Consider the following 1,770-nt stretch of genomic DNA (forward strand, 5'->3'; position numbering starts at 1 on the left):
CCTGTGTTGGGTCAAATGCGTTAGTGCCTTGATCAGTGGAGTTTCAACGTCTCGAGGAGCTTCGACTCAACCTCCCCGAGAGCTGGCGGCAGAGTCATAATCGTCCCGTTGATCTCGACAACAGCCGACCGCAACGGTCGCAGCGTTCGTATGAACCGACGGATCGATATACCCGTCCGGTCCTGAACAGTACGAGAAACAGCCAGCGCTGCGAACACGATCGTCAGATGCGCCTCGATCGCATCCCTGGTCCGAGCGAACATCGGTCTGGCCCGCAGGTCCGTCTTCGACATCCTGAAAGACTGCTCAACATGCCACAGGTCGTGATACGACCCGATCACCTCCCGGGCATCCATGATCGAGCGCTCAATATTCGTCACGTACCCCTTCCACCCACTGAGCCGCATGGCCCGGGCATAGGCGGCTTCATCGAAGTCCTTCGCCCCGCTCTTCGTCTTCACGAACCGTGCACTCTTCTGAGCTCTGACTCCCTCGATGACATCGATAGCTCGATTGCGTTGAGCATTGAGTGTCTGCTCATCCCGTAAGGCGCGCTTGCGCCGGTACTGCCACACAGCCCGCCACGCGTGCGGATGCCCGTCGGGAGTCCAGACAGGTTCACTCCGGCGATCAGTGCGATAAGGATCAAGGGGAGTCTTCCCCCGCGGGGTCAACGTATCAACGATCTGCCCGTCATCGGCATGATCCCCATTCCAAGCGAAATGTGTTGCGAGATCACTCGGTGCTTTCGTCAATCGTGAACCGACGATGAAACGCAGGCCGGCTTCATCCAGGGCGTGCAGATTCGCAGCTGAGAGCATTCCCGCATCAGCAACGACGACCATGTCCGATAACTGGTGACGGGCTTGGAAGGTCTTGACGATCGGGATGATCGTCGCTGTTTCTGCCTTATTGCCCTCGTAGCAGCCGATCTCGAGGGGGAACCCTGTCCGGTCGACGAGGAGACCGACGACGATCTGTGGGTCTACACGACGTTCTTTCGAGTACCCGACCTTACGCAGATCGTCTTCCTTCTCTGCCTCGAAGTACAGTGTCGTCGTGTCGTAGAGGACTAGAGAGACATCCCCGTTGGCGGCCGCGTGGGTGAAACACGCGGTAGCGATGAGATCACGGAACGCATTCGTGTGGGCTTTGCGCAGAGTCCGCTTCCTCGTGGAATGACTGGCAGCAGTGCGTCCCAGGTCGGCTAAGACTCGGTCGGCGTCGAGGAGGCTGGTGGGTTCGACGATGCGGGCGATAACAAGATCGCGGAAGACGTCGTCATCGATGACGTCGAACCCGAGACTGGTGTACACATCGGCTAAAGCCTCGTAGAGCAGATTCGCTGCTGACTTGATGACCCTAGCGCGTGGCACCCTGTCCGGGGATGGCTGCCGGGGTTGTTCTGTGACCAGTCGTGCCGGTGTCGGGTCGGGAATCATGTGTGACTTCGTCACTGTTGGGGTCAGGCCCAGGTCGAGTGTTCCCTGCCGGTCATCAGCGAGGAGCTCTTCGGCTTGGGCGATGAGGAGGCCGAGTTCGGCTTCGTCGTGGGCGGAGCCGAGGTGGCGGACGATACGCCGGCGTCCACCGACTGACTCAGCGATCTGGACAGCTGTGGCACCCGATTTGGTGCGGACGCGTCTGATCCAGGCCATTCTCCGATTCTACCGACCCGAATTAGTGCCTTAATCGGGCACTAAACGCTACCATCATCCCTGGTCAGAGACTTCCGGGGCACCCGAAACTGTGCAAGTGACCCAACCCAGG

General features: G+C 59.4%; 1 protein-coding gene. It reads right to left on the reverse strand.

The annotated features are described in order from the left end of the window. Window positions 1-32: 32 nt before the first annotated feature. Entirely contained in the window at window positions 33-1,658 is a 1,626-nt protein-coding gene (locus AAHA49_RS17795; protein WP_040560573.1) for an IS1634 family transposase, read from the reverse strand. Window positions 1,659-1,770: the final 112 nt, after the last annotated feature.

The sequence above is a fragment of the Brevibacterium ammoniilyticum genome (genome assembly GCF_038429965.1).
In the GTDB taxonomy this organism is placed as follows: Bacteria; Actinomycetota; Actinomycetes; order Actinomycetales; family Brevibacteriaceae; genus Brevibacterium; species Brevibacterium ammoniilyticum.

What these genes read in the sequence shown, in the direction of transcription:
- AAHA49_RS17795 (WP_040560573.1), bottom strand. Translation starts at nt 1,658, where the DNA reads ATGGCCTGGATCAGACGCGTCCGCACCAAATCGGGTGCCACAGCTGTC.